At 70.4% G+C, this 25,470-nt stretch carries 24 protein-coding genes; 20 read left to right on the top strand and 4 right to left on the bottom strand.

The annotated features are described in order from the left end of the window. Positions 1–266: 266 nt before the first annotated feature. From BLT62_RS07845 to BLT62_RS07885, 9 genes are all read left to right on the top strand, one after another. Positions 267–1,289: a TerC family protein gene (locus tag BLT62_RS07845; RefSeq protein WP_172829661.1), complete on the top strand. Its 1,023-nt coding sequence runs from the start codon at positions 267–269 to the stop codon at positions 1,287–1,289. 247 nt (positions 1,290–1,536) lie between these two features. After that, positions 1,537–2,334, top strand: a complete 798-nt coding sequence (locus tag BLT62_RS07850) for a PP2C family protein-serine/threonine phosphatase (protein ID WP_231919395.1) — start codon at positions 1,537–1,539, stop codon at positions 2,332–2,334. A gap of 146 nt (positions 2,335–2,480) precedes the next feature. Then, a complete protein-coding gene (gene leuC / locus BLT62_RS07855) occupies positions 2,481–3,950 on the top strand; it encodes a 3-isopropylmalate dehydratase large subunit (RefSeq protein ID WP_083363554.1) in 1,470 nt (489 codons plus the stop codon). Between the two features lie 2 nt (positions 3,951–3,952). Then, positions 3,953–4,549: a 3-isopropylmalate dehydratase small subunit gene (leuD, locus tag BLT62_RS07860; protein WP_083363555.1), complete on the top strand. Its 597-nt coding sequence runs from the start codon at positions 3,953–3,955 to the stop codon at positions 4,547–4,549. Positions 4,550–4,587: 38 nt separating this feature from the next. Then, complete coding sequence (gene murA, locus BLT62_RS07865; RefSeq protein ID WP_083363556.1) at positions 4,588–5,958, top strand: UDP-N-acetylglucosamine 1-carboxyvinyltransferase; 1,371 nt, start codon at positions 4,588–4,590, stop codon at positions 5,956–5,958. A gap of 23 nt (positions 5,959–5,981) precedes the next feature. Then, on the top strand, positions 5,982–6,746 hold the full coding sequence (locus tag BLT62_RS07870; protein ID WP_231919396.1) for a lysophospholipid acyltransferase family protein: 765 nt from the start codon (positions 5,982–5,984) through the stop codon (positions 6,744–6,746). Then, a complete protein-coding gene (locus tag BLT62_RS07875; protein WP_231919397.1) occupies positions 6,736–7,881 on the top strand; it encodes an NAD(P)H-dependent glycerol-3-phosphate dehydrogenase in 1,146 nt (381 codons plus the stop codon). The genes BLT62_RS07870 and BLT62_RS07875 overlap by 11 nt, the downstream gene beginning before the upstream one ends. Continuing rightward, on the top strand, positions 7,784–8,872 hold the full coding sequence (locus tag BLT62_RS07880; RefSeq protein ID WP_083363558.1) for a D-alanine--D-alanine ligase family protein: 1,089 nt from the start codon (positions 7,784–7,786) through the stop codon (positions 8,870–8,872). The genes BLT62_RS07875 and BLT62_RS07880 overlap by 98 nt, the downstream gene beginning before the upstream one ends. A gap of 524 nt (positions 8,873–9,396) precedes the next feature. Then, the gene (locus BLT62_RS07885; protein WP_083363559.1) at positions 9,397–9,699 is read left to right on the top strand and encodes a GIY-YIG nuclease family protein; all 303 of its coding nucleotides are present in this window, start codon (positions 9,397–9,399) and stop codon (positions 9,697–9,699) included. A gap of 373 nt (positions 9,700–10,072) precedes the next feature. Here the strand turns inward: BLT62_RS07885 and BLT62_RS07890 are convergent, their stop codons facing one another. Continuing rightward, positions 10,073–10,558, bottom strand: coding sequence for a DUF3515 family protein (locus BLT62_RS07890; protein WP_083363560.1), 486 nt, complete (start codon positions 10,556–10,558; stop codon positions 10,073–10,075). Positions 10,559–10,582: 24 nt separating this feature from the next. On the opposite strand from BLT62_RS07890, the gene thiL reads away from it, so the two are divergent. After that, positions 10,583–11,665: a thiamine-phosphate kinase gene (thiL, locus tag BLT62_RS07895; RefSeq protein WP_083363561.1), complete on the top strand. Its 1,083-nt coding sequence runs from the start codon at positions 10,583–10,585 to the stop codon at positions 11,663–11,665. On the opposite strand, the gene BLT62_RS18320 is transcribed toward thiL, so the two are convergent. Genes BLT62_RS18320 through rsmD form a run of 3 tightly spaced genes read right to left on the bottom strand, consistent with a single transcriptional unit; the run spans position 11,666 to position 14,459 of the window. Beyond that, positions 11,666–12,397: a potassium channel family protein gene (locus BLT62_RS18320; protein WP_083363562.1), complete on the bottom strand. Its 732-nt coding sequence runs from the start codon at positions 12,395–12,397 to the stop codon at positions 11,666–11,668. After that, a complete protein-coding gene (locus BLT62_RS07905) occupies positions 12,394–13,833 on the bottom strand; it encodes an ATP-binding protein (protein ID WP_231919398.1) in 1,440 nt (479 codons plus the stop codon). Before BLT62_RS07905 ends, BLT62_RS18320 begins: the two co-directional genes overlap by 4 nt. Positions 13,834–13,886: 53 nt before the next feature. After that, positions 13,887–14,459, bottom strand: a complete 573-nt coding sequence (gene rsmD, locus BLT62_RS07910; RefSeq protein WP_083363563.1) for a 16S rRNA (guanine(966)-N(2))-methyltransferase RsmD — start codon at positions 14,457–14,459, stop codon at positions 13,887–13,889. 52 nt (positions 14,460–14,511) lie between these two features. Between rsmD and BLT62_RS07915 the strand changes: the two genes are divergently transcribed. From BLT62_RS07915 to mutM, 10 genes are all read left to right on the top strand, one after another. After that, positions 14,512–15,291 carry a tetratricopeptide repeat protein gene (locus BLT62_RS07915; RefSeq protein ID WP_083363564.1) on the top strand — a complete coding sequence of 260 codons (780 nt, stop codon included), beginning with the start codon at positions 14,512–14,514 and terminating at the stop codon, positions 15,289–15,291. Next, positions 15,288–17,528 carry an ATP-dependent DNA helicase RecG gene (locus BLT62_RS07920; RefSeq protein ID WP_083363565.1) on the top strand — a complete coding sequence of 747 codons (2,241 nt, stop codon included), beginning with the start codon at positions 15,288–15,290 and terminating at the stop codon, positions 17,526–17,528. Before BLT62_RS07915 ends, BLT62_RS07920 begins: the two co-directional genes overlap by 4 nt. A 50-nt stretch (positions 17,529–17,578) precedes the next feature. Further along, the gene (gene coaD / locus BLT62_RS07925; RefSeq protein WP_083363566.1) at positions 17,579–18,067 is read left to right on the top strand and encodes a pantetheine-phosphate adenylyltransferase; all 489 of its coding nucleotides are present in this window, start codon (positions 17,579–17,581) and stop codon (positions 18,065–18,067) included. 38 nt (positions 18,068–18,105) lie between these two features. Next, positions 18,106–19,119 (top strand): AAA family ATPase, encoded by a 1,014-nt coding sequence (locus BLT62_RS07930; protein WP_083365376.1) that lies wholly within the window; start codon positions 18,106–18,108, stop codon positions 19,117–19,119. 13 nt (positions 19,120–19,132) lie between these two features. After that, positions 19,133–20,506 carry a DUF58 domain-containing protein gene (locus BLT62_RS07935; RefSeq protein WP_083363567.1) on the top strand — a complete coding sequence of 458 codons (1,374 nt, stop codon included), beginning with the start codon at positions 19,133–19,135 and terminating at the stop codon, positions 20,504–20,506. Beyond that, positions 20,496–22,919 carry a transglutaminase family protein gene (locus BLT62_RS07940; protein ID WP_083363568.1) on the top strand — a complete coding sequence of 808 codons (2,424 nt, stop codon included), beginning with the start codon at positions 20,496–20,498 and terminating at the stop codon, positions 22,917–22,919. The genes BLT62_RS07935 and BLT62_RS07940 overlap by 11 nt, the downstream gene beginning before the upstream one ends. Positions 22,920–22,994: 75 nt before the next feature. Then, positions 22,995–23,498 (top strand): YceD family protein, encoded by a 504-nt coding sequence (locus BLT62_RS07945; RefSeq protein WP_083365377.1) that lies wholly within the window; start codon positions 22,995–22,997, stop codon positions 23,496–23,498. A 2-nt stretch (positions 23,499–23,500) separates the two neighbouring features. Continuing rightward, the gene (gene rpmF, locus BLT62_RS07950) at positions 23,501–23,704 is read left to right on the top strand and encodes a 50S ribosomal protein L32 (RefSeq protein WP_067226862.1); all 204 of its coding nucleotides are present in this window, start codon (positions 23,501–23,503) and stop codon (positions 23,702–23,704) included. A 44-nt stretch (positions 23,705–23,748) separates the two neighbouring features. Continuing rightward, positions 23,749–24,444: a ribonuclease III gene (gene rnc / locus BLT62_RS07955; protein WP_083363569.1), complete on the top strand. Its 696-nt coding sequence runs from the start codon at positions 23,749–23,751 to the stop codon at positions 24,442–24,444. A 27-nt stretch (positions 24,445–24,471) separates the two neighbouring features. After that, positions 24,472–25,401, top strand: a complete 930-nt coding sequence (gene mutM, locus BLT62_RS07960; protein ID WP_083363570.1) for a bifunctional DNA-formamidopyrimidine glycosylase/DNA-(apurinic or apyrimidinic site) lyase — start codon at positions 24,472–24,474, stop codon at positions 25,399–25,401. The last annotated feature ends 69 nt before the right edge of the window (positions 25,402–25,470 follow it).

Raw genomic sequence — 25,470 nt, forward strand, 5'->3', positions numbered from 1 at the left:
GGCGGGTGCGCAGGAAAATACTAGGGGAAGGAAACACGGCTCCCGCTGTGAAGGGCGCCCCGAGGCATCCGTTAGACTCTGCAGAGCGAAGGGGAGTATCCCACCGGGCCATCGGCCCACCTCGAATCCGTCAATACGGGCGCCGCAGTCGGCGCTCCGGGCTCGGGGCATTTCGTTCTCACACCGATGAGAGCAGAATGCGGGAGAGACTTTCGAGCCTCGTGCTACCCACTTTCGCGAGTGGGAGCCCCTTCCGAAAGGCCCCCGTGCACCCCGATCTGCCCATCGCATTCGAAGTCGGATCGCTGATCCTGCTGACGCTCATCCTCGTCGCAGACCTGCTGATCGTCTTCAAGCGCCCCCACGTGCCCTCCATGAAGGAAGCCTCGCTGTGGGTCGCCTTCTACGTCGTCCTCGCCCTGATCTTCGCCGGGCTCATGCTGCTCTTCGCCGGCGGCGAGTTCGCGGGCCAGTTCCTGGCCGGTTGGCTCACCGAGTACAGCCTGTCGATAGACAACCTCTTCGTGTTCGTCATCATCATGGCCCGCTTCAGCGTGCCGAGGAAGTACCAGCAAGAGGTGCTGATGGTGGGCATCATCATCGCCCTCGTGCTGCGCGGAGTCTTCATCCTGCTCGGTGCCCAGCTCATCGAGAGCTTCAGCTGGGTCTTCTACATCTTCGGCGCCTTCCTGCTCTTCACCGCCATCAAGCAGGCATTCGGCAAGGAGGAGGAGGGCGACGGCGAGAACGGTCTCATCCGCTGGCTGCGCCGCCGCGTCACGATCAGCGACGACTACGACGGCGCCAAGGTGCGCACCGTCATCGACGGCCGCAAGGTGCTCACCCCGATGATCATCGTCTTCATCGCCATCGGCACCACGGACCTCATCTTCGCGCTCGACTCGATCCCGGCCATCTTCGGCATCACGCAGAGCCCGTTCATCGTGTTCACCGCGAACGTCTTCGCGCTGATGGGCCTCCGCCAGCTCTACTTCCTGCTCGGCGGGCTGCTGGAGCGCCTCGAGTACCTCAAGTACGGCATCGCGTTCATCCTGTTCTTCATCGGCGTCAAGCTCGTCTTCCACGCCATGCACACCAACGAGCTGCCGTTCATCAACGGCGGCGAGGGCATCGCCTGGGCGCCCGAGATCGACACCTGGACCTCGCTGGGCGTGATCATCGGCTCCATGGCGATCGCCACCATCGCCAGCCTGATCAAGGCGCGCTCGGACGCCAAGAAGCGCGGTCACACGCTACTCGAAGAGGTCCCGCACTTCACCGAGGAGTAATCGCCGCCGGTTCGCGCCGAGCGGGAGCTCCGCCGCGTGAACCCCGCTGACCGCGAAACCCCAACTGACCGCGAAGCCCCCGCCGGTTGAGCCTGTCGTAACCCCGACAGCTCACCCGGTGGGGGTTTCCTCGTTGCCGCCGGCGGATTCCGCCCTGCACGAACGTGCGCTGGCGCACTGCCAGCTTTGGTAACTTGGAGCGTTCGTACGGCGCAGTGCCGTCATCGCCGTCATCCGGGAGATACACGTGGCAATTGACCAGCCGAGCCCCTTCGCGCTGCCGGGCGGAACGCTCGACCTCTTCGTGGAGGCGCGGAGCGACGTCGGGGCGGTGCGCAAGGTGAACGAGGACTCGCTGCTGGCGGCGGCGCCCGTCTTCCTCGTCGCCGACGGCATGGGCGGGCACGCCAAGGGCGACGCGGCCAGCCAGGCCGTCGTCCAGGTCTTCGCCGAGCACATCGCCCCGGGCGTGCTCACCACCCCGGAGCAGGTGCTCGACGCGATCCACTCCGCCAACGACGCCGTGCGCGATCTCAGCACGGTCGGCGACTCCGGCACCGCGGTGGCCGGCACCACCCTCACCGGCGTCGCCCTCGTCGACGCCGGACCGGACGAGGAGGGGGAGAGCTTCCGCTGGATGGTCTTCAACGTCGGCGACTCCCGCGTCTACGGCTGGGACGGCCGCGTGCTCCGTCAGCAGAGCGTCGACCACTCGGCGGTGCAGGAGATGGTGGATGCCGGCCTGATCAGCGCAGAGGATGCCGAGCAGCATCCGGAGCGCAACGTCATCACCCGCGCCCTCGGCGCGGAGGACAGCGTCGATGTCGACGTCTGGCTGAACCAGCCGCGCGAGTACGGCACCTACCTGGTCTGCTCCGACGGGCTCAGCAAGGAGTTGGAGCGCAGCGAGATCTCGGCGATCTTCGCCAGGCACGAGGCCCAGGGCGACTTCACCGGCATCGCCGACGAACTCGTCGAGGCCGCGCTGGAAGCCGGCGGAAGTGACAATGTTTCGGTGGTTGTCGTGCGTGCGGCGACCCCCTGATGCTGAGTGCTAGCCTGTAGACGTGTTGTACGGTCGACTTCTTCTGTGCCGCGACGAGTCCTAGTTTCCAGGCCTCCCTCGTCGCGGAGTTCGCCGTTGGCCCAGACCGTTGGCTGAGAACCATTCACTGAGGAAGACGCTCACACATGACTAGCGAATCACGCACTGCTGCACGCCCGCGCACCCTGGCCGAGAAGGTCTGGGATGCCCACCTGGTCAAGAAGGGTGAGGACGGCACGCCGGACCTCATCTACATCGACCTGCACCTCGTCCACGAGGTCACGAGCCCCCAGGCCTTCGACGGCCTGCGCCTGGCCGGTCGCCCGCTCCGCCGCCCCGATCTGACGATCGCCACGGAAGACCACAACACCCCGACGCTGGCCATCGACAAGCCCATCGCCGACCTCACCAGCCGCACCCAGATCGAGACGCTGCGCCGCAACTGCGAGGAGTTCGGCGTGCGCCTGCACTCGCTCGGGGACATCGAGCAGGGCATCGTGCACGTCGTCGGGCCGCAGCTGGGCCTCACCCAGCCCGGCATCACCGTGGTCTGCGGCGACTCGCACACCTCCACCCACGGCGCATTCGGCGCGATGGCGTTCGGCATCGGCACCAGCGAGGTCGAGCACGTCATGGCCACGCAGACCCTGCCGCTGAAGCCGTTCAAGACGATGGCCATCACCGTCGAGGGAACGCTGCGCCCCGGCGTCACCGCCAAGGACATCATCCTCGCCGTGATCACCAAGATCGGCACCGGCGGCGGCCAGGGCTACGTGCTCGAGTACCGCGGCAGCGCCATCCGCGCGCTGTCGATGGACGGCCGCATGACCATCTGCAACATGTCGATCGAGGCCGGCGCCCGCGCCGGCATGGTGGCACCGGATGCCACCACCTACGAGTACCTGAAGGGCCGCGCCCACGCGCCGGAGGGCCAGGACTGGGACGACGCCGTCGCCTACTGGGACACGCTGGCCACCGACAAGGGCGCTGCCTTCGACGCCGAGGTTGTCATCGACGCCGACACGCTCGAGCCCTTCGTCACCTGGGGCACCAACCCCGGCCAGGGGGCTTCGCTCAGCGACAGCGTGCCGAACCCGAACGACTTCGCCGACGCCAACGAGCGTGCCGCGGCCGAGCGCGCGCTCGAGTACATGGACCTCACCGCCGGCACCCCGCTCAAGGAGGTGGCCGTCGACGCCGTCTTCATGGGCTCCTGCACGAACAGCCGGATCGAGGACCTGCGGGCATTCGCCAGCATCATCCAGGGCCAGAAGAAGGCCGACGGCGTGCGCGTCATGGTCGTCCCCGGCTCCGCCCGGGTGCGCATCGAGGCCGAGGCCGAGGGCCTGGACAAGATCATCACCGACTTCGGCGCCGAATGGCGCTTCGCCGGCTGCTCGATGTGCCTCGGCATGAACCCAGACCAGCTGGCGCCGGGGGAGCGCTGCGCGTCGACCTCGAACCGCAACTTCGAGGGGCGTCAGGGCAAGGGCGGCCGCACCCACCTCGTCTCGCCGCTCGTGGCGGCGGCCACCGCCATCCGCGGAACCCTCTCGAGCCCGTGGGACCTCGAGCACAGCAGCGATTTGACCGTCACCAGCGGAGAGGCGAAGTAGCCATGGAGAAGTTCACCACCGTCACCGGAGTCGCCGCCCCGCTGCGCCGCTCCAACGTCGACACCGACCAGATCATCCCCGCCGTCTTCCTCAAGCGGGTCACCAAGACCGGCTTCGAGGACGCGCTGTTCCACGGCTGGCGCCAGGACCCGGAATTCGTGCTCAACAAGCCCGAGTTCCAGGGTGCGCGAATTCTCGTGGCTGGCGCCGACTTCGGCACCGGCTCGTCCCGCGAGCACGCCGTCTGGGCGCTGCGCGACTTCGGTTTCGACGTCGTGCTGAGCCCGCGCTTCGGCGACATCTTCCGCGGGAACTCAGGCAAGCAGGGCCTGCTCGCCGCGGCGATCACCGAGGACGAGGTCGAGGCGTTGTGGGCCGCCATCGAGGCGAACCCCGGCACTGAGATGACCGTCGACCTGGTGGCGCGCACCGCAACCATCGGGGACCTTCAGGTTTCCTTCGAGGTGGACGATTACACTCGATGGAGGTTGCTCGAAGGTCTGGACGACATCGGGCTCACCCTGCGCGACGAAGCGTTGATCTCAGAATTCGAGGCCACCCGCGAGAGCTGGCGACCCCAGACTCTCCCAGTAAAGTAGCCCCTCCCAGCGAGGCAGAACGTGCAGGCGGAAAACATTTGAATACTCTCGGCGAAGATGCAAAGAACCACGGCGAAGCCGTCGGCCTCGCGGTCGACAAGATCACCATCCACGGTGGCAAGCCACTGGTCGGTCGCATCGAACTGAAGGGTGCCAAGAACCTCGTCACCAAGGCGATGGTCGCGGCGCTGCTCGGGGAGACCCCCAGCGTTCTGAAGGACGTGCCCAACATCAGCGACGTGCGCATCGTGCGCGGCCTGCTCGAGGTGCACGGCGTCACGGTCACAGAGGGCGAGGAAGAGGGCGAGCTCATCCTCGACCCGAGCAACGTCGAGGTGGCCCACTTCGCCGCCATCGACGCGCACGCCGGCTCCAGCCGCATCCCGATCCTGTTCTGCGGGCCGCTGCTGCACCGCCTCGGCGAGGCGTTCATCCCCGACCTCGGCGGATGCCGCATCGGCGACCGGCCGATCGACTTCCACCTGGACGTGCTGCGCACCTTCGGTGCCGTCGTCGAGAAGCTGCCGAGCGGCATCCGGATGTCGGCACCGAACGGCCTCCACGGGGCCAAGGTCGAGCTGCCCTACCCGAGCGTCGGCGCGACCGAGCAGGTTCTGCTCACCGCCGTGCGCGCGGAGGGCATCACCGAGCTGAAGGGTGCGGCGATCGAGCCGGAGATCATGGATCTCATCAACATCCTGCAGAAGATGGGCGCGACGATCTCGGTCGACACCGACCGCGTCATCCGCATCGAGGGCGTCAAGCAGCTGCGCGGCTACACCCACCGCTCGCTGTTCGACCGCAACGAGGCGGCCAGCTGGGCCGCCGCCGCACTGGCCACCGAGGGCGACATCACCGTCGGCGGCGCGCGCCAGGCCGAGATGCTCACGTTCCTCAACGTCTTCCGCAAGGTCGGCGGCGCCTTCGACATCCTCGAAGACGGCATCCGCTTCTACCACCCGGGCGGTGACCTCAACCCGGTCATCATCGAGACCGGCGTGCACCCCGGCTTCATGACCGACTGGCAGCAGCCGCTCGTCGTGGCCCTCACCAAGGCCAAGGGCGTCTCGATCGTGCACGAGACGGTCTACGAGCAGCGTTTCGGCTTCGTCGACGCGCTCGTCGACATGGGTGCGACCATCCAGATCCACAAGGAGTGCCTCGGCGGGCACGCCTGCCGTTTCGGGCAGCGCAACTTCAACCACTCCGCCGTGATCACCGGGCCGACCCAGCTGCATGGCGCCGACGTCGAGGTCCCGGACCTGCGCGGTGGCTTCAGCCACCTCGTCGCCGCGCTGAGCGCGGAGGGCACCTCCACGGTGAGCAACGTCGGCATCATTGCCCGCGGCTACGAGAACTTCATCAGCAAGCTGCAGATCCTCGGCGCTGACTTCGTTCTCGAAGACTGATGCCGTCGAAGGATAATGGGGGGATGCCTCACAACATCCCCGGCCGTCGCCCGCGCTCCGAGAAGAGTCAACCCTCGATCTTCTGGGTGTTCGCAGCTCTCGCGGTGCCGCTGATGAACCTCGCCGCCCGCTTCGAGATCCGCGACGGCGACAAGATGCCGCGGCACGGCGCCTACGTGCTGGCCCCGAACCACTACAGCGAGATCGACCCCGTCGTGGTCGGCGTCGTGGCCTGGAAGCTGGGGCGCTACCCGCGCTTCCTGGCCAAGGCCTCCGTGTTCAAGGTGCCCGTCCTCGGCTGGGCGCTGCGCACCTCCGGCCAGATCCCCGTCGAGCGCTCCGGCAACAACTCGCACTCGGCGATCCGCGCAGCGGAGGAGCTGGTGGAGAAGGGCCGCATGGTCGTCGTCTACCCGGAGGGCTCGCTCACCCGTGACCCCGACCTCTGGCCGATGCGGGGCAAGACCGGCGCGGTGCGCATCGCGCTCGAGCGCGGCATCCCCGTCATCCCCGTCGCGCACTGGGGCAGCCAGCAGCTCATGGCCCGCTACTCCAAGAAGATCAGCCTCTTCCCGCGCAAGCACATCATGGTCAAGGTCGGCGACCCCGTCGACCTGGACGCGTTCCGCGGCAAGCCCCTCGACACGGCCAATCTCACCGCCGCGACCGCGCTCGTGATGGACGCCATCACCGTGCTGCTCGAGGATCTCCGCGGCGAGAAGGCACCAGCCCAACGGTGGAACCCCGCCGCACATGACCAGAAGGAGACGGGTCGTTTTGACTCCTAGGGCCACCAAGACCCCCACCGTGAAGCCGGGAACCCGCGTCGCCGTGCTCGGCGCCGGGAGCTGGGGCACCACCTTCGCCAAGATCTTGGCCGATGGCGGCGCGGATGTCGTGCTCTGGGCCCGCCGGCCGGAGCTCGCCCGCGAGATCCAGGAGGCCAAGCGCAACAGCGACTACCTGCCCGGGATCAACCTGCCGAACACCCTCCGCGCCACCTCGCGGCTCGACCTGGCCCTGGCCGGCGCCGAGCAGGTCTTCGTGTCGGTGCCGAGCCAGTCGCTGCGCGAGAACCTGATCACCGCAGAGCCGCACCTGGGCGCGAACGCCATCATCGTCTCGCTGATGAAGGGCGTGGAGCGCTCCACCGGCCTGCGCATGAGCGAGGTCATCGAGCAGGTGCTGCCGGTCAGCCCCGACAGGATCGCCGCCATCTCCGGCCCGAACCTGGCACTGGAGATCGCCAGGCAGCAGCCGACCGCCGCCGTCGTCTCCTCCACCAGCCTGGAGACGGCCCAGGCCGTCGCCCTGCTCGCCCGCAACAGCTACTTCCGCTCCTTCGTCAACACCGACGTCATCGGCACCGAGTTCGGCGGCGTGCTGAAGAACCTCATCGCCGTCGCCATCGGAATCGTCGACGGCGTCGGCTACGGCGAGAACACGAAGGCCTCGATCATCACCCGCGGCCTTGTCGAGATGACCGACTTCGCGGTCGCCTACGGCGCCCACCCGGAGACGCTCTCCGGCCTCGCCGGCCTCGGCGACCTGATCGCCACGTGCCAGTCGCCGCTGTCGCGCAACAACACGGCTGGGCGCCTGCTCGGCCAGGGCTACAGCCAGGCCGACGTGGTCAAGCAGATGCAACAGACAACTGAGGGCCTGGCATCCGTCGGCCCCATCCTCGAATTGGCCAAGGCCAAGGGTGTCGAGATGCCGATCGTCGAGCAGGTGCGCCAGGTTCTGGCCGGCACACTGAACCCGCGCGACATCGCACCGCACCTCACAACAGACTCGGACGAGCCGCAAGGCGAAAGGACTCTCGATGACGCACAAGCTCACGGTGGCGCTGCTCTTTGGGGGACGGTCAAGCGAACATTCGATCAGCTGCGCCACGGCGGGCGGGGTGCTCTCGGCGATTGACCGCGAGCGCTTCACCGTCATCCCGATCGGCATGACGCGCGACGGGGCCTTCACCCTGCAGCCAGACGACGCCGCCCTGTTCACCTTGAACCCGGCAGCCATGCCGCAGGTTGTCGACAACGGCACGCGCGTGCGCTGGCCGGAGAGCACGGCGTCCCGCGAGCTGACGGTGACGGATGCCGACGGCACCAGCCGCTCGCTCGGCGCCGTCGACGTCGTCTTCCCGATCCTGCACGGCCCGTTCGGCGAGGACGGCACGGTGCAGGGCCTGCTCGAGCTGGCCGGGCTGCCGTTCGTCGGCTCCGGCGTGCTCGCCAGCGCGCTCGGCATGGACAAGCACTACACGAAGACCGTGCTGCGCCAGGCCGGCATCGCCGTCGCCCCGTGGCAGACGGTCAGCGCCCGCGACTGGGCGACGGATGTCGCCGGGGTCGAGGCCGCCGTTGCCGAGCTCGGGCTGCCCGTCTTCATCAAGCCGGCCCGCGCCGGCTCCAGCGTCGGCGTGAGCAAGGTGACCTCGCTGGACCAGCTGGCCGGCGCCATGGCGGTTGCCCTGGCCGAGGACGACAAGGTGCTTATCGAGGCCACGATCATCGGCCGCGAGGTCGAGATCGGGGTTCTGGGCGGACGCCCCGGGCAGGCGCCGCGGGCATCCGTTGCCGGCGAGGTCGTGGTCAGCGGCCGCGACTTCTACGACTTCGACGCCAAGTACATGGGTGCCGACGGCATCGAGCTGGTCTGCCCGGCCGTGTTGAGCGAGGCCGAGCTGTCCGAGATGCGCGAGCTCGCCGTGCGCACCTTCGAGGCGATCGGCTGCGCGGGCCTGGCCCGGGTCGACTTCTTCCTGACCGCGGACGGCTTCGTCGTCAACGAGATCAACACGATGCCCGGGTTCACGCCGATCTCGATGTTCCCGACCTGCTGGCAGAACTCCGGGCTCAGCTACCCCGAGCTGATCGACGAGCTGATCGCGCTGGCCCTGGCGAGGTAGCGCCTCGCACGCTCCCTCTCCCGTTGGCTCGAGGGAGCGTGCGACCGAAGTCAACACCGTTGTGACCTCTCCCGTTGGCTCGAGGGAGCTTGCGACCGAAGCCAACACCGTCCGACCGCGGTTTCGGCGGATCCGCTCGCGGCTTCGGGTGCTGCGCTGCTCCTTCGTCGCGGCGCGGCCCCCTCGAGCCGGCGTGCTTCTCCCGTTGGCTCGAGGGAGCTTGCGACCGAAGCCAACACCGTCGGACCTCGGTTTCGGCGGATCCGCTCGCGGCTTCGGGGGCTGCGCTGCTCCTTCGTCGCGGCGCGGCCCCCTCGAGCCGACGTGCTTTCTCCCGTTGGCTCGAGGGAGCGCCAGCGACCGAAGCCAACACCGTCGTGACCTCTCCCGTTGGCTCGAGGGAGCGCCAGCGACCGAAGCCAACACCGCCGGGACAGCAGCTCACAGCCCGGCGTTGCGTGGGGGTTTTCCACAACCCGAATCGGCATCCGCCTGCGCCGTTCGCCGACGCGCACGATGGGAACATGCCCTACATGTACATGCTTCGCTGCGTCGACGGCACGCTCTACACGGGGAGCACCTGGGGCCTCGACGGCCGCCTGGTGCAGCATCAGTCTGGTTCCGGCGCCAAGTACACGGCGCGGCGGTTGCCGGTGCGCCTCGTCTACTACGAGGAGTTCGACAGCATCGCGGCCGCGTTCGCCCGCGAACACACCGTGCAGGGCTGGCTGCGCCGTCGCAAGGATGCGCTGATCGCGGGAGGCCCGGGCATGCGCGTGCGGGAGGACGGCGTGCACGAGCCCGCGCGTTGGGCCGCTGAGGGCTAGCGCGGTCTGGTTGACTCCGCGGCTTCGGGGGCTGCGCTGCTCCTTCGTCGCGGCGCGGCCCCTCGAACCGACGTGGGGAGAGAGCGGCGCGGCCCCCTCGAGCCGACGTGGAGAGGGAGCGGCGCGGCCGCCCTGGCCGACGTGACCTCTCCCGTTGGCTCGAGGGAGCGCCAGCGACCGAAACCAACACCGTCGGACCGCGGTTTCGGCGGATCCGCTCGCGGCTTCGGGTGCTGCGCTGCTCCTGCGTCGCGGCGCGGCCCCCTCGAGCCGACGTGGAGAGGGAGCGGCGCGGCCGCTCTGCCCGATGTGATTTCTCCCGTTGGCTCGAGGGAGCGCCAGCGACCGAAGCCAACGACGCGAGCGGGAATTGCTACCCGGCGGGGAGCACGTCGGTGACGTCGACGCAGGCGTTCTCGGCGGGGATCACCGAGATCGCGCCCTCCAGGTCGATGAGGGCGCTGGCGGAGGCCTTGTCGTAGTCGACGATGACCTCCGTCGCCGGGGTGCGTCCGTACGTCACAAAGCGGAAGATCGGCTTGTTGCTGTCGTCCACGATCCAGTCGATGCCGCCGACGGCGACGCACTGCTGCGTTGTCGGCCCGGGCACCTCGACGCCGCAGCGCAGCAGGATCGTGGCCGGGTCGCCCCAGGCGCCAGTGCCCTGCGCGTTGGTCTCGCGCAGCTTCTGCTCGCCGAGCGCCTCGGGCAGTCGCACCACGATCTCGGCGCAGCCGGGGTTCGTGGCGTCGTCGGCGGGTTCCAGCGCAACGGCGGCGGCACAGCCGGCGAGTGTTGCGGTGATGAGCAGCGCCGTGCCGAGGGCGGCCAGCGGGCGGGTCAGAGTACGGGAGAGCATCGCTCCTCAGGCTACCTTGAGAGTATGACGCGCGCTGAATCGACCCCCGCCGGAGCTGACCCCGCACAGGCCGACCCCGCTCAGCCCAGCCCCGCACAGGCCGACCCCGCAGACCCGACACTGGCCGAGCTCAGCGAGATCGCGGTGCTGCAGCGCATCTTCCCGCGCCTGCCCGAGTCGGACGCCACCCTGCTCGGCCCCGGCGACGACGCCGCCGTCCTCGCGGCGCCGGACGGCCGCTTCGTCGTCACCACCGACATGATGATCCACGGCCCGGACTTCCGCCTGGCCTGGTCGCGCCCAGCGGACCTCGGCTGGAAGGCCGCCGCCACCAACCTCTCCGACGTCGCCGCGATGGGTGCCCGCCCGACCGCGCTCGTCGTGGCGATCGCCGCCCCGCAGCACCTGCCGGTCAGCGTGCTCGAGGGCATCAGCGACGGCCTGCGCGAGGCCTGCGCCGCCCTCGCCCCCGGCTGCGGCGTCGTCGGCGGCGACCTCTCCGCCTCCGACACTCTGACGCTGGCCGTCACCGCCTTCGGCGACCTGGAGGGCCGCGCCCCCGTGCTCCGCTCCGGCGCACGGCCCGGCGACACCGTCGCCGTCGCCGAGGGCGGCAACACGCTCGGCGAGGCCGGCCGCGGCCTGGCACTGCTGTTCACCCGCGCCATCGACGCGGAGGGGGCCCCGGATGCCGCCGCTGCCGACGCCCTCCGCACCGCGTACCCGCGCCTGCTGGGCGCCCAGCTGCGCCCGTCGCCGCCGATCCCCGCCGGGGCGGCCGCCGCGGCATCCGGGGCCACCGCCATGCTCGACGTCTCGGACGGCCTCGCCCTCGACGCCACCCGCATCGCCCGCGCCAGCGGCGTGCTGATCGACTTCGAATCCGCGGCGCTCGGCGAGCACCCGGAGAGCGCGCTCGGCGGGGGAGAGGACCACTCCCTGCTGGCCTGCTTCCCGGCAGGTGCGGTGCTGCCCGCCGGGTTCCGGCCGGTCGGGCGCGTGCTCAAGCTGCCGGCGGGGGAGCCGGCCGGCATCACCGTGGACGGCGCGCCGCACCTGCCCGGCGGCTGGGACCCGTACCGCGGCTGGGACGGCCACGCCGGCTGACTAGTCCTCTTCCTCGTCTCGCTGCCGCGGCTTGGGCTTGCGGGGGGCCACAGCGCCCGGGTCGCGCGTGGTGATGCGCTCGGAGAGGTAGGAGACGATGAGCGCGCTGGCCGTGCCGATGATCACGACGCCGCCGGCCATCAGCATGACGGCCAGGGTGCGGCCGAACGGGGTGATCGGCACGTAGTCGCCGTAGCCGACCGTCGCCAGCGTCACGAAGGCCCACCAGATCGCCTCGCCGAACGTCACGATCGTCGCGCCGGGCGCGTTCCGCTCCACCTGCAGCACCGTGATCGCGATGACGTACACGTACATGCCGGCGTAGGCGGCGGCCACGGCGAGCACGCGGGAGCGCAAGGCGTTGCCGCCGTTGCCCATGAAGCCGGGCGTCGAGTCCAGGTGTCGCAGCAGCGAGAACGGGCGCAGGATCGGCAGCAGGGCCGCCCAGAATTCGACTTTGTACGTGCGGACGTAGGCGGCGCGCCGATGCGGCGCCGTCAGGATCAGCCGCACGACCGGGTCGATGATGAAGGCCAGCCAGGCCGCGCCCAGCACCACGACGATGAGGATCTGCTCGTCCCGCGTCCAGCTCGGCCGGATCGTCACCAGGCTGTACGCCACGAGGAACCCGATCGAGAGCAGGATCAACGGCCAGCGCGTCGCCCGCTCCCAACGGCCCCGCACCTCCTCCCGGTGTAGAGCGGATGCCGACAGCGGGCGCTCCTGGCTCATCGCGGGCGCGCGCCCTCCGCCCGCAGCGGCACGCGCACGTCGACCCCGCCCTCGACGGTGAGCCGGGTGCGCATCGAGGCCAACGTCGGCGCCGGCACGAAGCCGCCGGCGAAGAACGCCTCGCCCTGCCGGAACCCGGTCGTCCGCGCCAGCATGGCCGCCGGCGCGAAGCCGAACCGCACGGCGAGCTCGGTGAGGTCGGCCGGGGAGCTCATCCGCATCACGGCGACGTTGTCGCACTGGGAGAGGATTCCGGAGGCCACCTTCGACGGGCGCTGGGTCGAGAGCAACAGCCACAGCCCGAACTTGCGCCCCTCCGCGGCGATCTGGGTGATCCGCTCCCGCACGGCGACCTCGAGCGGCCCGTCGTTCTCCGGCGAGCACAGATTGTGCGCCTCGTCGATGACGATGAGGATGGGCCGGCGCTCTTCCCGCCGCTCCCAGAGCTCATCGAGCACGGCGAGGGCGACGACCAGGTACTCGTCGGGGTGGTTGAAGCCGCCGAGGTCCAGCACCGTGGCGTCCGGCCGCTCCCGGATGATGTCGGTCACGGCCGGTCGGTCGCCCGCCCACAGCTCCCAGTCGATCAGCCGGAGGTTGTCGATCCGGGCCGCCAACGTGCGGGCGGCCGGGCTCTCGCTCCGCAGCAGCCGCGGGATGATCTCCTCCGGGCTGCGGCTGCCGATGGTGCGCTCGAAGTGCAGCAGCTCGTTGTACTCTGCGCGGTCGGCCAGCGGGTCCAGGCGCAGCACCGCCGCCTTGGACGGCATGGACAGCTCGGTGAAGCGCACCAGCAGCGGGTCGGCGGAGTCTCCGGCCGGGCGCAGCACGCGGATGTCGCGGCTCTGCAGCAGCGCGGCCTCCTCAGCCGACTCCGCCTCCTCGCCGTGGGCGCTCAGCTCACCGAGCCGCACGAAGTCGGCGTTGGGGTCGAAGATCACCATCGGCAGCCGGGTGCGCACGAGCAGCTGCTCGATGAGCACGCCCAGCGCGTAGCTCTTGCCCGAGCCGCTCTGCCCGCACCAGAAGGTGTGCCGGTTGAAGCGCTGCGGGATGAGGCGGGCGGTGACGGCATCCGCTCCGAGCACGGAGCCGACGTTGAGCGTGGCCCCGGCGGTCGCATAGACCAGCTCGATCATCGACGGCTCCGCGGTGACGACCTCGGCGGAGCCGAACGGGAAGGTGCCGCGTGCGTCGAGGCCGGACTCGCCGATTGCGCCGAGCAGCGCGCCCTCGCCGCTGACGGTGCCGCCGGGTTCGGCGGTCACGGCGTCGACCTGGCCCAGCTGTCTGCGGCCGTCAGGGCTGAGCAGGGTGACGAACTGGCCGTGGTCGGCCGCGCCGCTCACGACGGCCCCGAACGTGAATCGGCGGCCGTCGAGCGACAGCGCGTACGAGGTGTCCGCTGCGGGAAGTTCTACCTGGCTGCTCTTCACGCACAGAGTCTTGCATAGCGCTCACGCCGAGGGGAAGAGCCGCCGGGGGCCGCTCAGCGCGCGCTGGGCGCGGCCCACCACAGCGTGGTGTCGCCGTAGTCCTTGCGGCGGTCCAGCTCCAGCCCGTCCGGCCAGATCGGCTCCGGTGAGCGGGAGCTGCGCTCCACCATGACGACGGCGTCCTCGTGCAGCTTCGGCGCGAGGGTGAGCAGGTTCTGGGCGAGCTCTGCGTCACCGAGCTCGTACGGCGGGTCGATGAAGACGAGGTCGAAGCCGGCATCCGTGCCGTCGAGGAAGGACTGCACGCTCTGGCCGGAGACGGTGATCTGCGGGGCGCTGCGCGTGGGCGCCGCACGCGTGACGGCGGTGGCGTTGGCCCGGCACAGCGCGGCCGCCTGCGGGTTCTTCTCGACCAGCGTGACGATGCGGGCGCCGCGGCTGGCCGCCTCCAAACCGAGGGAGCCGGAGCCTGCGTAGAGGTCGAGCACTCGCAGCCCGGCGATGGCGTCGCGGGCCTCGAGCGCCGAGAAGATGGCCTCGCGCACCCGGTCGCTGGTGGGGCGGGTGCCCTGCTTGGGGACCTTCAGGGTGAGCGAGCCGGCGAAACCGGAAACGATTCGTGTCATTGTGCTTCGAGCCTAGCCCGCAGACGGGGGCCAACTCTGTGAAGATAGGTGTGTGTCAGATCTCAACTTGTCACCGAAGACCATTGACCAGACGGTGCTCGACCAGCTGTGGAACTTCGCCGATCCGCAGCTCTCGGCTGAGCGGTTCCGGCGTGCCAGCGACGATCCCGAGTACAGCGACGAGGCGAGGTCAGAGCTTGCGACCCAGCTCGCGCGTGCCCTCGGCCTGGCCGGCCAGTACGACGACGGCGACGCGGTGCTGAACGCGATCGACAGCGACAGCCCGATCGTGGCCGCGCGCATCGCCTTGGAGCGGGGGCGGCTGCGGGTCGCGGAGGGCGTCCCGGAGGAGGCCGTCCCGCTGTTCACGAAGGCCGCCCGTGACGCGGCGGCCGGCGGCGTGACCTTCCTGGTGCTCGATGCCGTGCACATGCTGGCGCTGACGGATGCCGGCCACGAAGAGGAGTGGGCCGCCGACGGGCTCGAGCTCCTGGCCACGGCCACCCAGGCGCGCACCCAGCGCTGGGGGGTGGCGCTGAACAACAACCTGGCCTGGTACCTGCACGACAACGGGCGACCGGAGGAGGCGCTGCCCTACTTCGAGCGTGCGCTGGACTTCGCGACGTCGGTCGGCACCGCCGACCAGCGCTTCCTCGCCCGCTGGGCGATCGCGCGCTGCCTGCGCTCCCTCGGGCGCACCGGGGAGGCGCTGGAGCTGCAGCGCGTGTTGGCCGTGCAACGACCGGACGACCCCTACGTCGCCGCCGAGATCGCCGTGTTGCTCGCGCCGCCGGAGGACGTGTCGGAGCAAGCGCCTACGATCGAAGAATGACCGAGCAGCCAGACTCCGCGTCCGCGCGGCGCGGCGGTTCACCGCCGACGATCGCCCCGGGGCTGGCCTCCCTCGACGACAAGATCGCCGGCGTGCTCGGCGGGCGCACGGCATCCGCCCTGCAGAAGTCCTTTGGCATGCTCACCATGGGCGACCTGCTCGCGCACTACCCGCGGCGCTACGCCAAGCGGGGGGAGCTGACAGCGCTCAGCGAGCTGCCCATCGGCGAGAACGTCACGATCGTCGGCCAGGTGATCGAGGCGCGCGAGCGCACCATGAAGACCCGACGCGGCTCGATCGTGGAGATCAAGATCAGCGACGGCAAGGGGGGCCTGGTCGGCCTCACCTTCTTCAATCAGCGCTGGCGGCTGGAGACGCTGCGCCCCGGCGTGCGCGGCATCTTCGCCGGCAAGATCACCGACTACCGGGGCACGCTGCAGCTCGCGCACCCGCACTTCGCCCCGTTCGAGGAGCATCCAGACGACGACGAGGCGGATGCGGCCGACGAGGAGCGGGCGCGGCGCTGGGCCGAGGCACCCATCCCCATCTACCCGGCCAGCAATCAGGTGACCAGCGCGGAGCTGACCACCATCATGCGCACCGCGCTCGACACGCTCGGGCTGGTGCCCGACCCGGTGCCGCCCGCGGTGCGGCGGGAGAAGTCGCTGCTCGACCAGGGCAGGGCCCTCACCGCGATCCACCGGCCGGAGAAGGACGCCGACTGGATCGGCGCCCGGCGCACCCTGCGCTACACGGAGGCCTTCGTGCTGCAGGCGGCCCTGCTCCAGCAACGCGCCCGTTCCCGGGCCGAGGCGGCAACACCCCGGATGCCGAAGCCGGGCGGGCTGCTCGAGCGCTTCGACGCCGCCCTTCCCTTCGCCCTGACGAACGACCAGCTGACGGTCGGCGCGGAGATCGCGGGCGACCTCGCCGTCGCCTCGCCGATGAACCGCCTCGTGCAGGGCGAGGTGGGCTCGGGCAAGACGATCGTCGCGCTGCGGGCGATGCTCGCCGTTGCCGACTCCGGCGGGCAGTCGGCCATGCTGGCGCCGACGGAGGTGCTGGCCTCCCAGCACCTGCGCTCGATCGTGCGCGCGCTCGGCCCCGAGCTCGCTGCGGAGCTGGTGCCCACCCTGCTCACCGGCCAGCAGCCGGTCGCCGAGCGGCGCAGGGCCACACTGCGGGCCGTGTCGGGGCAGGCGCGCATCGTCGTCGGCACGCACGCGCTGCTCGGCGATGCCGTCGCGTTCTACGACCTCGGTCTCGTCGTCGTCGACGAGCAGCACCGCTTCGGCGTCGACCAGCGCGAGGCGCTGCGGCTGAAGGGCCGCCAGCCGCACGTGCTCGTGCTCACCGCCACCCCGATCCCGCGCACCGTGGCGATGACGGTGTTCGGCGACCTCGATGTCAGCGTGATCAGCGAGCTGCCGGCCGGCCGCCCCGGCATCGAGAGCTTCACGGTGCCACTGGCCCTGAAGCCGGCGTGGGAGCCGCAGATCTGGCGCAGGCTCACCGAGGAGCTGGCGCAGGGCAGGCAGGGCTTCGTGGTCTGCCCGGCGATCGAGCCCAAGCAGTTGGAGGATGGCGAGCAGCTCGAGAACGACGCCGAGCCCGGGGCGGCGCCGATGGCGACGGTGGCGACCGTGCTCGGGGAGCTCCGCGCGCATCCCGCGCTCGTCGGGCGCCGCATCGAGCCGCTGCACGGCCGGATGAGCAGCGAGGAGAAGGAGTCGACGATGCTCGCCTTCGCCGCCGGGCAGATCGACGTGCTCGTGGCAACGACCGTCATCGAGGTCGGCGTCGACGTTCCGAACGCGTCGATGATGGTGGTGCTGGACGCCGACCGCTTCGGCGTGTCCCAGCTGCACCAGCTGCGCGGGCGCATCGGCCGCGGCGGCGTTCCCGGCGTGTGCCTGCTGGTGACCAGGGCCGTGCCCGAAAGCGTCGGCCTGGCCAGGGTCGAGGCCGTCGCGGCAACGCTCGACGGCTTCGAGCTCGCCCAGGTCGACCTGGAGCTGCGGCGCGAGGGCAACGTGCTCGGCGGGCTCCAGTCCGGCGGCCGCTCCTCGCTCAGGCTGCTCCGGGTGGCCACCGACGGCGAGGTGATCCTCGACGCGCGCCGGGCGGCGGAGGTCATCATCGACGAGGATCCGGAACTCGCCATGCACCCGGATCTCTCGGCCGCGGTCGAGCGCAGGCTCGACGACGCCAGCCGGGACTTCCTGAGCAAGAACTGAGCATCCGGCTGCCGGGTTGTTCCCGTGCTTCTGGCACTAGTGTGAGACCTATGCGCAGGATCGCCGTCGTCCCTGGTTCCTTTGACCCCGTCACCCTCGGTCACCTCGATGTGATCGAGCGGGCGGCCGGGCTCTACGACGAGCTGCATGTGCTCGTGGTGCACAACCCGGACAAATCCGCCCTGCTGCCGATCGCGCAGCGCGTCTCGCTGATCGAGCAGGCCATCGCCGAATCCTTCGCGGCAGAGAACGTCGTCGTGTCCTCGTGGACCGTCGGCCTGCTGGTCGACTACTGCACCGAGGTCGGGGCGTCCGTGCTGGTCAAGGGCATCCGCTCGCAGATCGACGTGGCCTACGAGACCCCGATGGCCATCGTCAACCGCCACCTCGCCGGCGTCGAGACCGTGTTCCTGTTGCCGAACCCGGCACACGGTCACGTCTCCAGCTCGCTGGTGCGCCAGGTATCGGCGCTCGGCGGTGACGTGTCGCCCTACGTGCCCCCCGCCGTCTCTGACTTCCTGCAGGGGAGCCTGGTGTGAACGGGCTGCCGGTGGAGACCGCGACGGCCGTGCCGCGCATGGCGCGAGCGCAGCAGGGCGCGGATGCCGTCGCCGGCATGCCGCTGGCAGAACTCGCATCCCGCGGGGCCCAGATCATGGCGAACGTCGAATCGGTGATCGACGGGAAGCACCTCGCCGTGCGCACGGCGCTGACCGTGTTGCTGGCCGGGGGACACCTGCTCATCGAGGACGTCCCCGGCGTCGGCAAGACCATGCTGGCCAAGGCGCTCGCCACCTCCGTCGACTGCACGGTGAGCCGCATCCAGTTCACGCCAGACCTCCTGCCGAGCGACGTCACCGGCGTGTCGATCTTCAACCAGGCCGAGCGCCGGTTCGAGTTCAAGCCGGGCGCCGTCTTCGCCAACATCGTCATCGGCGACGAGATCAACCGGGCCAGCCCGAAGACGCAGTCGGCGCTGCTGGAGTGCATGGAGGAGCGCCAGGTGACCGTCGACGGCACCACCTATGCGCTGACCAGCCCGTTCACGGTCGTCGCCACCCAGAACCCGATCGAGATGGAGGGCACCTACGCGCTGCCTGAGGCCCAGCGGGACCGGTTCATGGCCCGCATCTCCATGGGCTACCCCGACACCGAGAGCGAGCTGGCGATGCTCGACGCGCGCGACACGTCCAGCCCGCTCGCGCGCATCGGCGCCGTCGTCAGCGGCGACGAGCTGCGCGCCATGATGCAGACGGCTCGCACCGTGTACGCCTCGCCCGGGATCAAGGAATATGCCGTGAGCATCGCCAGGGCGAGCCGCGAGGACAGGGACCTGCGGCTGGGGGCCAGCCCGCGGGCCACCCTGCAGCTGGTGCGCGCCGCCAAGGCCCACGCCGCGCTGCACGGGCGCGACTTCGTGCTGCCGGACGACATCGACGAACTCGTCGTTGCCGTGCTCGGCCACCGACTGGTGCCGACCAGCCGGGCGCTCGGGCACCACCACCAGGACAGCGCACCGCTGATCGAAGAAGTGGTCAGGCGCATCGTCGCGGCCACGCCCGTACCCGTCGGCTCGACTCAGCGCGGTTAGCGGGGCGGCAGCCATGAGCGCGGGATCAGCGAACGGCGGGCTTCTGCCGCGGCGTGACTGGTGGCCGCGGCTCAGCCGGCGCGGCTGGGCGTTCCTCATCGTCGGCGTCTCGCTCGTGGCTGGGGCGCTGCTGTTCAGCCGGCGGGAGTTCCTCTTCATCGCCTTCGTGCTGATCGCCGTGCCGATCGTCGCGCTCTGCTACGTGGCCCTGCGCGGGGCGCGCGTGCACGTGACGCGGGTGTTCGCCCCGGGGATCGTCGCGGCGGGCGGCGAGGCGGTCGTGTCGCTCACGGTGCGCAACATCGGCCGGCGTGCCAGCTTCGGCGCGCGCTGGCGCGATCAGGCCGACGACGGCATCCACGTGCCGGCCGGCGCGCTCCTGCCTGCCCTCGGCCGCTACCAGCCGGGTCAGGGCGGCGGAGAGGACACCGCCAGGCTCGAGTACACGCTCCGGCCCCGGCGGCGCGGCGTGTACGACATCGGGCCCCTCGTGCTCGGGATGGTGGACCCCTTCGGCCTGGCCTACGCCGAGCGGCCGGTCGGCGAGCCGCACGACCTCATCGTGACGCCGCGGGTGAGCGCGCTGCCCGACAGGGGGCGCTCGCTGAGCTCCGGCACGGGGGCGGTGCACGAACTGCTGCGCCACACGAACCCGAACTCGGACGAGCTCATCGCCCGCGAGTACCGGCCGGGCGACCCGCTGCGCCGGGTGCACTGGGCGGCGACGGCCAAACGGGACGAGCTGATGGTTCGCCAGGAGGAGCAGCGCAGCAACCCGGAGGCGCGGCTCATCGTGGACACCACCCTGTCCGGCGCTTCGGCCGCCGAGCGAACCGGCGTGCGCCAGCGCTACGGACGTCTCGACGCCGCGGTGGAACTGGGGATGGAGGCCGTGGCCTCCATCGGAGTGCACCTCCTGGCCGCCGGGTTTCGGCTGGACGTGGTCGAGACGGGACCGAGCCAACTGGCGCCAGGCCAACCGGGCAGCGAGAGCGGCCGCGGCGGCTTGCGCGGGGACGCCCCGAGCTCCTTCCGCGCGCCGGGTGGGGACCGCGGGCTGCTGGAGGGCCTCGCGAACCTGCAGGTGCCATCGCCCGGACTGCGCGCGACGGAGGAGCAGTCCGCCGGGAGCGTGCTGCGCAACTCCAGTGCCCACCTGCCCGCCCTGGCCGTGCTCATCGACATCGACGACCGGGAGACCGAGGAGTTGGCGGCGCTCCGCCCCTACTGCGAGCCCGCGGTCGCGTTCGTGCTGAACACGATGCGCCGCGCCGCCATCGAGCGTCTCGTGGACGCCGGCTGGCACTGCATCGAGTTGCGGAGCCCCGAGCAGCTGCCCGACGCCTGGGCAGAGGCGCAGAGGGGCCGGGTGCAGGATGTCGCGTGAACGCGCCGCGCAGCGCCCCGCGCTCCTGCGCCCGGCTCCCCAGCGCTTCGCCCTGCGCGGCCAGCCCTACTGGCTGCTGTCCGGGGCGGTGATGCTGCTGGCGGCGACCGGCATTCTCGCCATCGCGCCGTTGCTGGCCCGTTTTGAGTGGTGGTGGGCGAGCGCGGCCATGATCGGGGTCGTCGGCTGCGCCTCTGCGGTGCTGCGCGGTTGGCGCGTTCCGCCTGCCGTCGTGCCGGTGCTCGCCAGCGCGTGCATGCTGGTCGTCCTGACGCTCACATTCGGCGCGGGCACGGGGTTGCTGTTCCTGCTCCCGACGCCGGACACCTTCGCGGTGTTCGGTTCGCTGCTGGCCGAGGGGCAGCTGTCCATCCAGACGCAGGCCGTGCCGGCCGAGGCGACGCCGGGCATCGTGTTCCTGCTGGCGATCGGCGGCGGCATCCTCGTCCTGCTGATGGACGCCCTCGCCGTGGCGGTGCGGCTGCCCGCGCTCGCGGGGATCCCGGTGGCGGTGCTGCTGATGGTGCCGACGGTGGTGTTGCGGCAGCCGGAGCAGCTCTGGGTGCTCGTGTTCGCCGCAGCCGCCTACCTGTTGCTGCTCCGGGTGGACGTGCGGACGCGGCGCTTCGAGGAGCAGGCCAGGGCCGCTCTGGAGGGCGGCAGCCGCGGGGGGCCGCGAGTCGTGGCGGCGACGAAGCAGCCCGGCCTCGGGCCGCTTGGCGGTGCCGTCGGCGTGGGGGCGTTCGGCATCGTCGCCGCCCTGTTCCTGACCGCCGCCACACCGCTGGTCTCGCTCGGCGCCCAGCTCGGCGTCGGCCCGCCGAGCAGCTCGCTGTTCGGGGGAGCGGTGAACCCGCTCATCGATCTCGGCCAGGACCTGCGCCGGCCGACATCCGTTCCCGCCCTCTCGTACAGCTCGGACGGCAACCGCCCCGTCTACCTGAAAATGCTCACGCTGGACTCGTTCGCCGGGGAGAGCTGGGTGGCCGGGCACAGTGCGTTCAACCAGTCGAACACTGTGGATGCCTTCCCCGCCCCGCCCGGGCTCGGCGATCAGGTGTCCACCCTGCGAGTGCGCACCAGCGTGCAGATCGCGAATGTGCGCAGCGAATGGCTGCCCGTGCCCTACCCGGCCACGAGCATCGAGGGTCTGCGGGGGCAGTGGTACTGGGACAGCTCCGCTCTGACGGTCGCCACCACGCACTCCTCCATCGCCGGCCAGAACTACGTCGTCAACGCCCTGGAGCTGGCCCCGACGCAGGAGGACCTGGCCGCGTCCGGCGGCGCATACCCGGCCGAGATCGCCAGCTACGTCGAGCTGCCCGGCGACACGCCGGAACTGATCCGCGAGACGGCGCTCGCCGTGACCGCGGAGGCCGGGACGCCGTACCTGAAGGCCGCGGCGATTCAGAAGTTCCTGCGCGGGCGCGACTTCAGCTACTCGGAGCAGTCTCCCGTCGAGAGCGGTTTCGACGGCGGGGGGCTCCGCGCCATCGAGCAGTTCCTCATCAAGCGCTCTGGCTACTGCATCCACTTCGCCTCGGCCATGGGGGTGATGGCCAGGTCCCTGGACATCCCCTCCCGCATCTCCCTCGGCTACGCACCCGGGCAGCGCAGCCGGGAGCGGCTGGACGGGGAGGCGCGCTACGACGTGCAGAGCTCGGACCTGCACGCGTGGCCGGAGCTCTACTTCGAGAACGTCGGGTGGGTGCCATTCGAGCCGACGCCCGGCCGCGGCTCCGTGCCGTCCTACTCGCTGCCGAGCGCCGCCGTGACGGCGCCGCTCGCGCCGACCCCTGGCTCCACCGGCGCGGCGGCGCCCGGGCGAGACCTGCGGGCGCTGGACGAGCAGCAGCAGGCGGGGTCGCTGGCACAGGCCGCCGACGCCCGGGCCCTGCTCAGCCGCACGCTGCTCCTCAGCGCCGGGCTCGTGCTCCTGCTCAGCCTCCCGCTGCTCAGCCGCACCGGGCTGCGGGCGGCGAGGCGTCATCGGGCGCGGACGGGCGGTGGCGTGCAACCGCTCTGGCAGGATCTCGCCGACACGCTGACGGACTGCGGCCATCCCGTCTCCGACACCGAGACGCCCCGTGCGCGGGCCGCGCAGCTGGCGGGCGTGCTGGGCAGTGCCGAGCGCGCCGACCCGGCCGCCTGGCGCCCCGCCCTGGATCGACTCCTCGCCGAGGTCGAACGGGAGAGCTATGCCCGGCCCGGCGCTCCGGAGCCCAGCGGTGCGGACGCCGCGCACCGGGCGCGCGCGGAGCTGCACGACGCCGCGCTGCTCGATTCGGCGATCAGATCCGCCACCCCATTCGGCCGCCGCGTGCGGGCCAGGCTGCTGCCGGCCTCGCTGTTCGGGCGCCTGCGCGGCGCCTGGGGCGCCGGCGCGGAGGGAGCCCCCAGCAATACTCGCTAGGATCTCGTGGTGAGTAATTTCAGCAAGACGCCCTACACCGTGCACGTGCGCGACCTTCTTCGTCGAGCAGGCGAGATGCGCGAGGTGGAGCTCGAGATTCCCGTCCCTGCCCAGCTGGGAGAAGGCCTCGTCGCCGTTCGCGAGGGCGAGATCATGGACGTCGACGTGCGTCTGGAGGCCGTTCACGAGGGCGTTTTGGTCAGCGCGAGCATCGAGGCGACGGCATCCGGAATCTGCGGACGGTGCCTGATTGACATCGAACTGCCAGTCGAAGTCGAGTTTCAGGAACTTTTCGCGTATTCTTCTGATGAAGCTTTTGAGTATGAGGTTCAAGATGACCACGTGGATCTTGAACCGCTGATCAGGGATGCGGTTGTGCTTGCACTTCCGTTCCAGCCGGTTTGCCGGCCGGATTGCCCAGGTCTCAATCCTGAGACCGGGGAGCGGCTTGCCGAAAAACCCGAACTCACCGTAGAAGAGCCGCGCGACTTGCGCTGGGCTGCGCTTGCGGACTTGCAGGTTTCCACAGACAACGAAGCAGGCGGAGACGCCGGCATCGACACGAAGAAAGAGAGATAGTCATGGCTGTTCCCAAGCGGAAGATGTCACGCTCCAACACGCGCGCCCGCCGTTCGCAGTGGAAGGCTGAGGTTCCCAACCTCGTCAAGACCGTCGAAAACGGCAAGGTCACCTACAGCCTGCCGCACCGCGCCAAGGTTGTCACCGACTCGGCCGGCACCGAACTCTTCATGGAGTACAAGGGCCGTAAGGTCGCCGACGTTTAATTCGGCACTCGTTGCCGACGTACGCCGTCTGAAGGGCATCTTGCATGGCTTCTCTTCCTGAGCAGCCGCGGGATGCCCTTGCGGCGTCTCTCGGCATCGATATCGACGATGCGCTGCTGGAGCTTGCTCTCACGCATCGCTCCTTTGCGTACGAGAACGGTGGCATTCCCACCAACGAGCGCCTGGAGTTTCTCGGCGACTCGATTCTCGGGCAGGCCGTCACGGTCATGCTCTACCGCAGCTTCCCGGATCTGGACGAGGGACACCTCGCCAAGAGACGAGCCAGCCTTGTGAGCAGTGTCGCGCTGGCCGAAGTCGCCCGTGCGATCGGGCTCGGTCAGTACATCCGGCTCGGCCGCGGTGAGATCCTGACCGGCGGCCGTGACAAGGCCTCCATCCTCGCCGACACGGTCGAGGCGATTATCGGCGCCGTCTACCTCGACAAGGGTGGCGACGTCGCGACGCCGTTCGTGCTGCGCCTGATCGAGCCGTTGCTGGCCGACCCGGACCGCTTCGGGGTCACCATGGACCCGAAGACGAGCCTGCAGGAGATCGCCGCGCACCGCGGCGGCGGCGTGCCCGTCTACGAGATCACCGAGAGCGGCCCGGACCACGACAAGCGGTTCGTGGCGACGGTCACCGTCGGCGACGTCACCGCCAGCGGCGAGGGCACCAGCAAGAAGCACGCCGAGATGGCCGCCGCCCTCGAGGCGTGGTCGCGCCTCACCGGGCGCAAGTAGCGCCCCGGCCTCCCGTGGAGCTGCCCGATGCCTGAGCTGCCCGAGGTCGAGGTCGTCCGCGCCGGGCTGGCCCCGGCCATCGGCGGCGCGCTCGTGCGCGGCGTCGAGGTGTTCGACGAGCGATCGCTGAAACGCCACGACGCGACATCCGGCAACTTTGAGGGCCTGCTCCTCGAGCAGCGGATGCTGGCCGCCGTGCGCCGCGGCAAGTTCCTCTGGATCCCGCTCGGCAGCGGCCGCGCGCTCGTCACCCACCTGGGCATGAGCGGGCAGGTGCTGCTGCGCAGCCCCGGCTTCGAGGAGTCCGGCCTGCTGCGCATCCGGCTGGCCATCGAGCACCCGGAGCACGGCGAGTTCTGGGTGAACTTCGTCGACCAGCGGATCTTCGGCTCGATGGCCGTCGACCGCATGGTGCCGACCCCGGACGGCGCCCCTGCAGGTTTCGCCGGCCCGGCAGCGACCGACGGTGCGAACTCGTGGCAGCTGAGCCTGCCGAGCCAGGTCGCCCACATCGCCCGCGACCCGCTGGACCCCGCCTTCTCCGACGCGGCCTTCTTCGCCGCGCTCTCCCGCAAGAACACCGGCATCAAGCGCGCCCTGCTCGACCAGGGCCTGATCAGCGGCATCGGCAACATCTACGCCGACGAGGCGCTCTGGGCGGCGCGGCTGCACTACGAGCAACCGGCATCCTCGCTGTCGACGCAGAAGAAGCGCACCCTGCTCGCCGAGGTGCGCCACGTGCTCGAGAAGGCCCTCGCCGAGGGCGGCACCAGCTTCGACGCGCAGTACGTCAACGTGAACGGCGCCTCCGGCTACTTCGCGCACTCGCTCAACGCCTACGGCCAGCAGGGCAAGCCCTGCCCGCGCTGCGGCACGCCGATCAGGCGCGAGCAGTTCATGAACCGCGGCTCGCACTTCTGCCCGAAGTGCCAGCGGCTGCGCGCGCCCCGCGCCTGACGGCGCGCAGCTCGGGCCGCGCCCCTGCCCGCGCCCGCGCGATGCGCGCCCTGCGCCACTTCGTCGGCG

This window comes from Microterricola viridarii, assembly GCF_900104895.1.
In the GTDB taxonomy this organism is placed as follows: domain Bacteria; phylum Actinomycetota; class Actinomycetes; order Actinomycetales; family Microbacteriaceae; genus Microterricola; species Microterricola viridarii.

Bases quoted from the DNA above. Each gene is read 5' to 3' on its own strand.
- coaD (WP_083363566.1), top strand. From the start codon at position 17,579: ATGCGCAGGATCGCCGTCGTCCCTGGTTCCTTTGACCCCGTCACCCTC.
- BLT62_RS07870 (WP_231919396.1), top strand. From the start codon at position 5,982: ATGCCTCACAACATCCCCGGCCGTCGCCCGCGCTCCGAGAAGAGTCAA.
- thiL (WP_083363561.1), top strand. From the start codon at position 10,583: ATGACGCGCGCTGAATCGACCCCCGCCGGAGCTGACCCCGCACAGGCC.
- BLT62_RS07930 (WP_083365376.1), top strand. From the start codon at position 18,106: ATGGCGCGAGCGCAGCAGGGCGCGGATGCCGTCGCCGGCATGCCGCTG.
- BLT62_RS07920 (WP_083363565.1), top strand. From the start codon at position 15,288: ATGACCGAGCAGCCAGACTCCGCGTCCGCGCGGCGCGGCGGTTCACCG.
- BLT62_RS07885 (WP_083363559.1), top strand. From the start codon at position 9,397: ATGCCCTACATGTACATGCTTCGCTGCGTCGACGGCACGCTCTACACG.
- rsmD (WP_083363563.1), bottom strand. From the start codon at position 14,459: ATGACACGAATCGTTTCCGGTTTCGCCGGCTCGCTCACCCTGAAGGTC.
- BLT62_RS07935 (WP_083363567.1), top strand. From the start codon at position 19,133: ATGAGCGCGGGATCAGCGAACGGCGGGCTTCTGCCGCGGCGTGACTGG.
- BLT62_RS07945 (WP_083365377.1), top strand. From the start codon at position 22,995: ATGCGCGAGGTGGAGCTCGAGATTCCCGTCCCTGCCCAGCTGGGAGAA.
- leuC (WP_083363554.1), top strand. From the start codon at position 2,481: ATGACTAGCGAATCACGCACTGCTGCACGCCCGCGCACCCTGGCCGAG.
- BLT62_RS07890 (WP_083363560.1), bottom strand. From the start codon at position 10,558: ATGCTCTCCCGTACTCTGACCCGCCCGCTGGCCGCCCTCGGCACGGCG.
- BLT62_RS18320 (WP_083363562.1), bottom strand. From the start codon at position 12,397: ATGAGCCAGGAGCGCCCGCTGTCGGCATCCGCTCTACACCGGGAGGAG.
- BLT62_RS07880 (WP_083363558.1), top strand. From the start codon at position 7,784: ATGACGCACAAGCTCACGGTGGCGCTGCTCTTTGGGGGACGGTCAAGC.
- rpmF (WP_067226862.1), top strand. From the start codon at position 23,501: ATGGCTGTTCCCAAGCGGAAGATGTCACGCTCCAACACGCGCGCCCGC.
- leuD (WP_083363555.1), top strand. From the start codon at position 3,953: ATGGAGAAGTTCACCACCGTCACCGGAGTCGCCGCCCCGCTGCGCCGC.
- mutM (WP_083363570.1), top strand. From the start codon at position 24,472: ATGCCTGAGCTGCCCGAGGTCGAGGTCGTCCGCGCCGGGCTGGCCCCG.
- BLT62_RS07940 (WP_083363568.1), top strand. From the start codon at position 20,496: ATGTCGCGTGAACGCGCCGCGCAGCGCCCCGCGCTCCTGCGCCCGGCT.
- rnc (WP_083363569.1), top strand. From the start codon at position 23,749: ATGGCTTCTCTTCCTGAGCAGCCGCGGGATGCCCTTGCGGCGTCTCTC.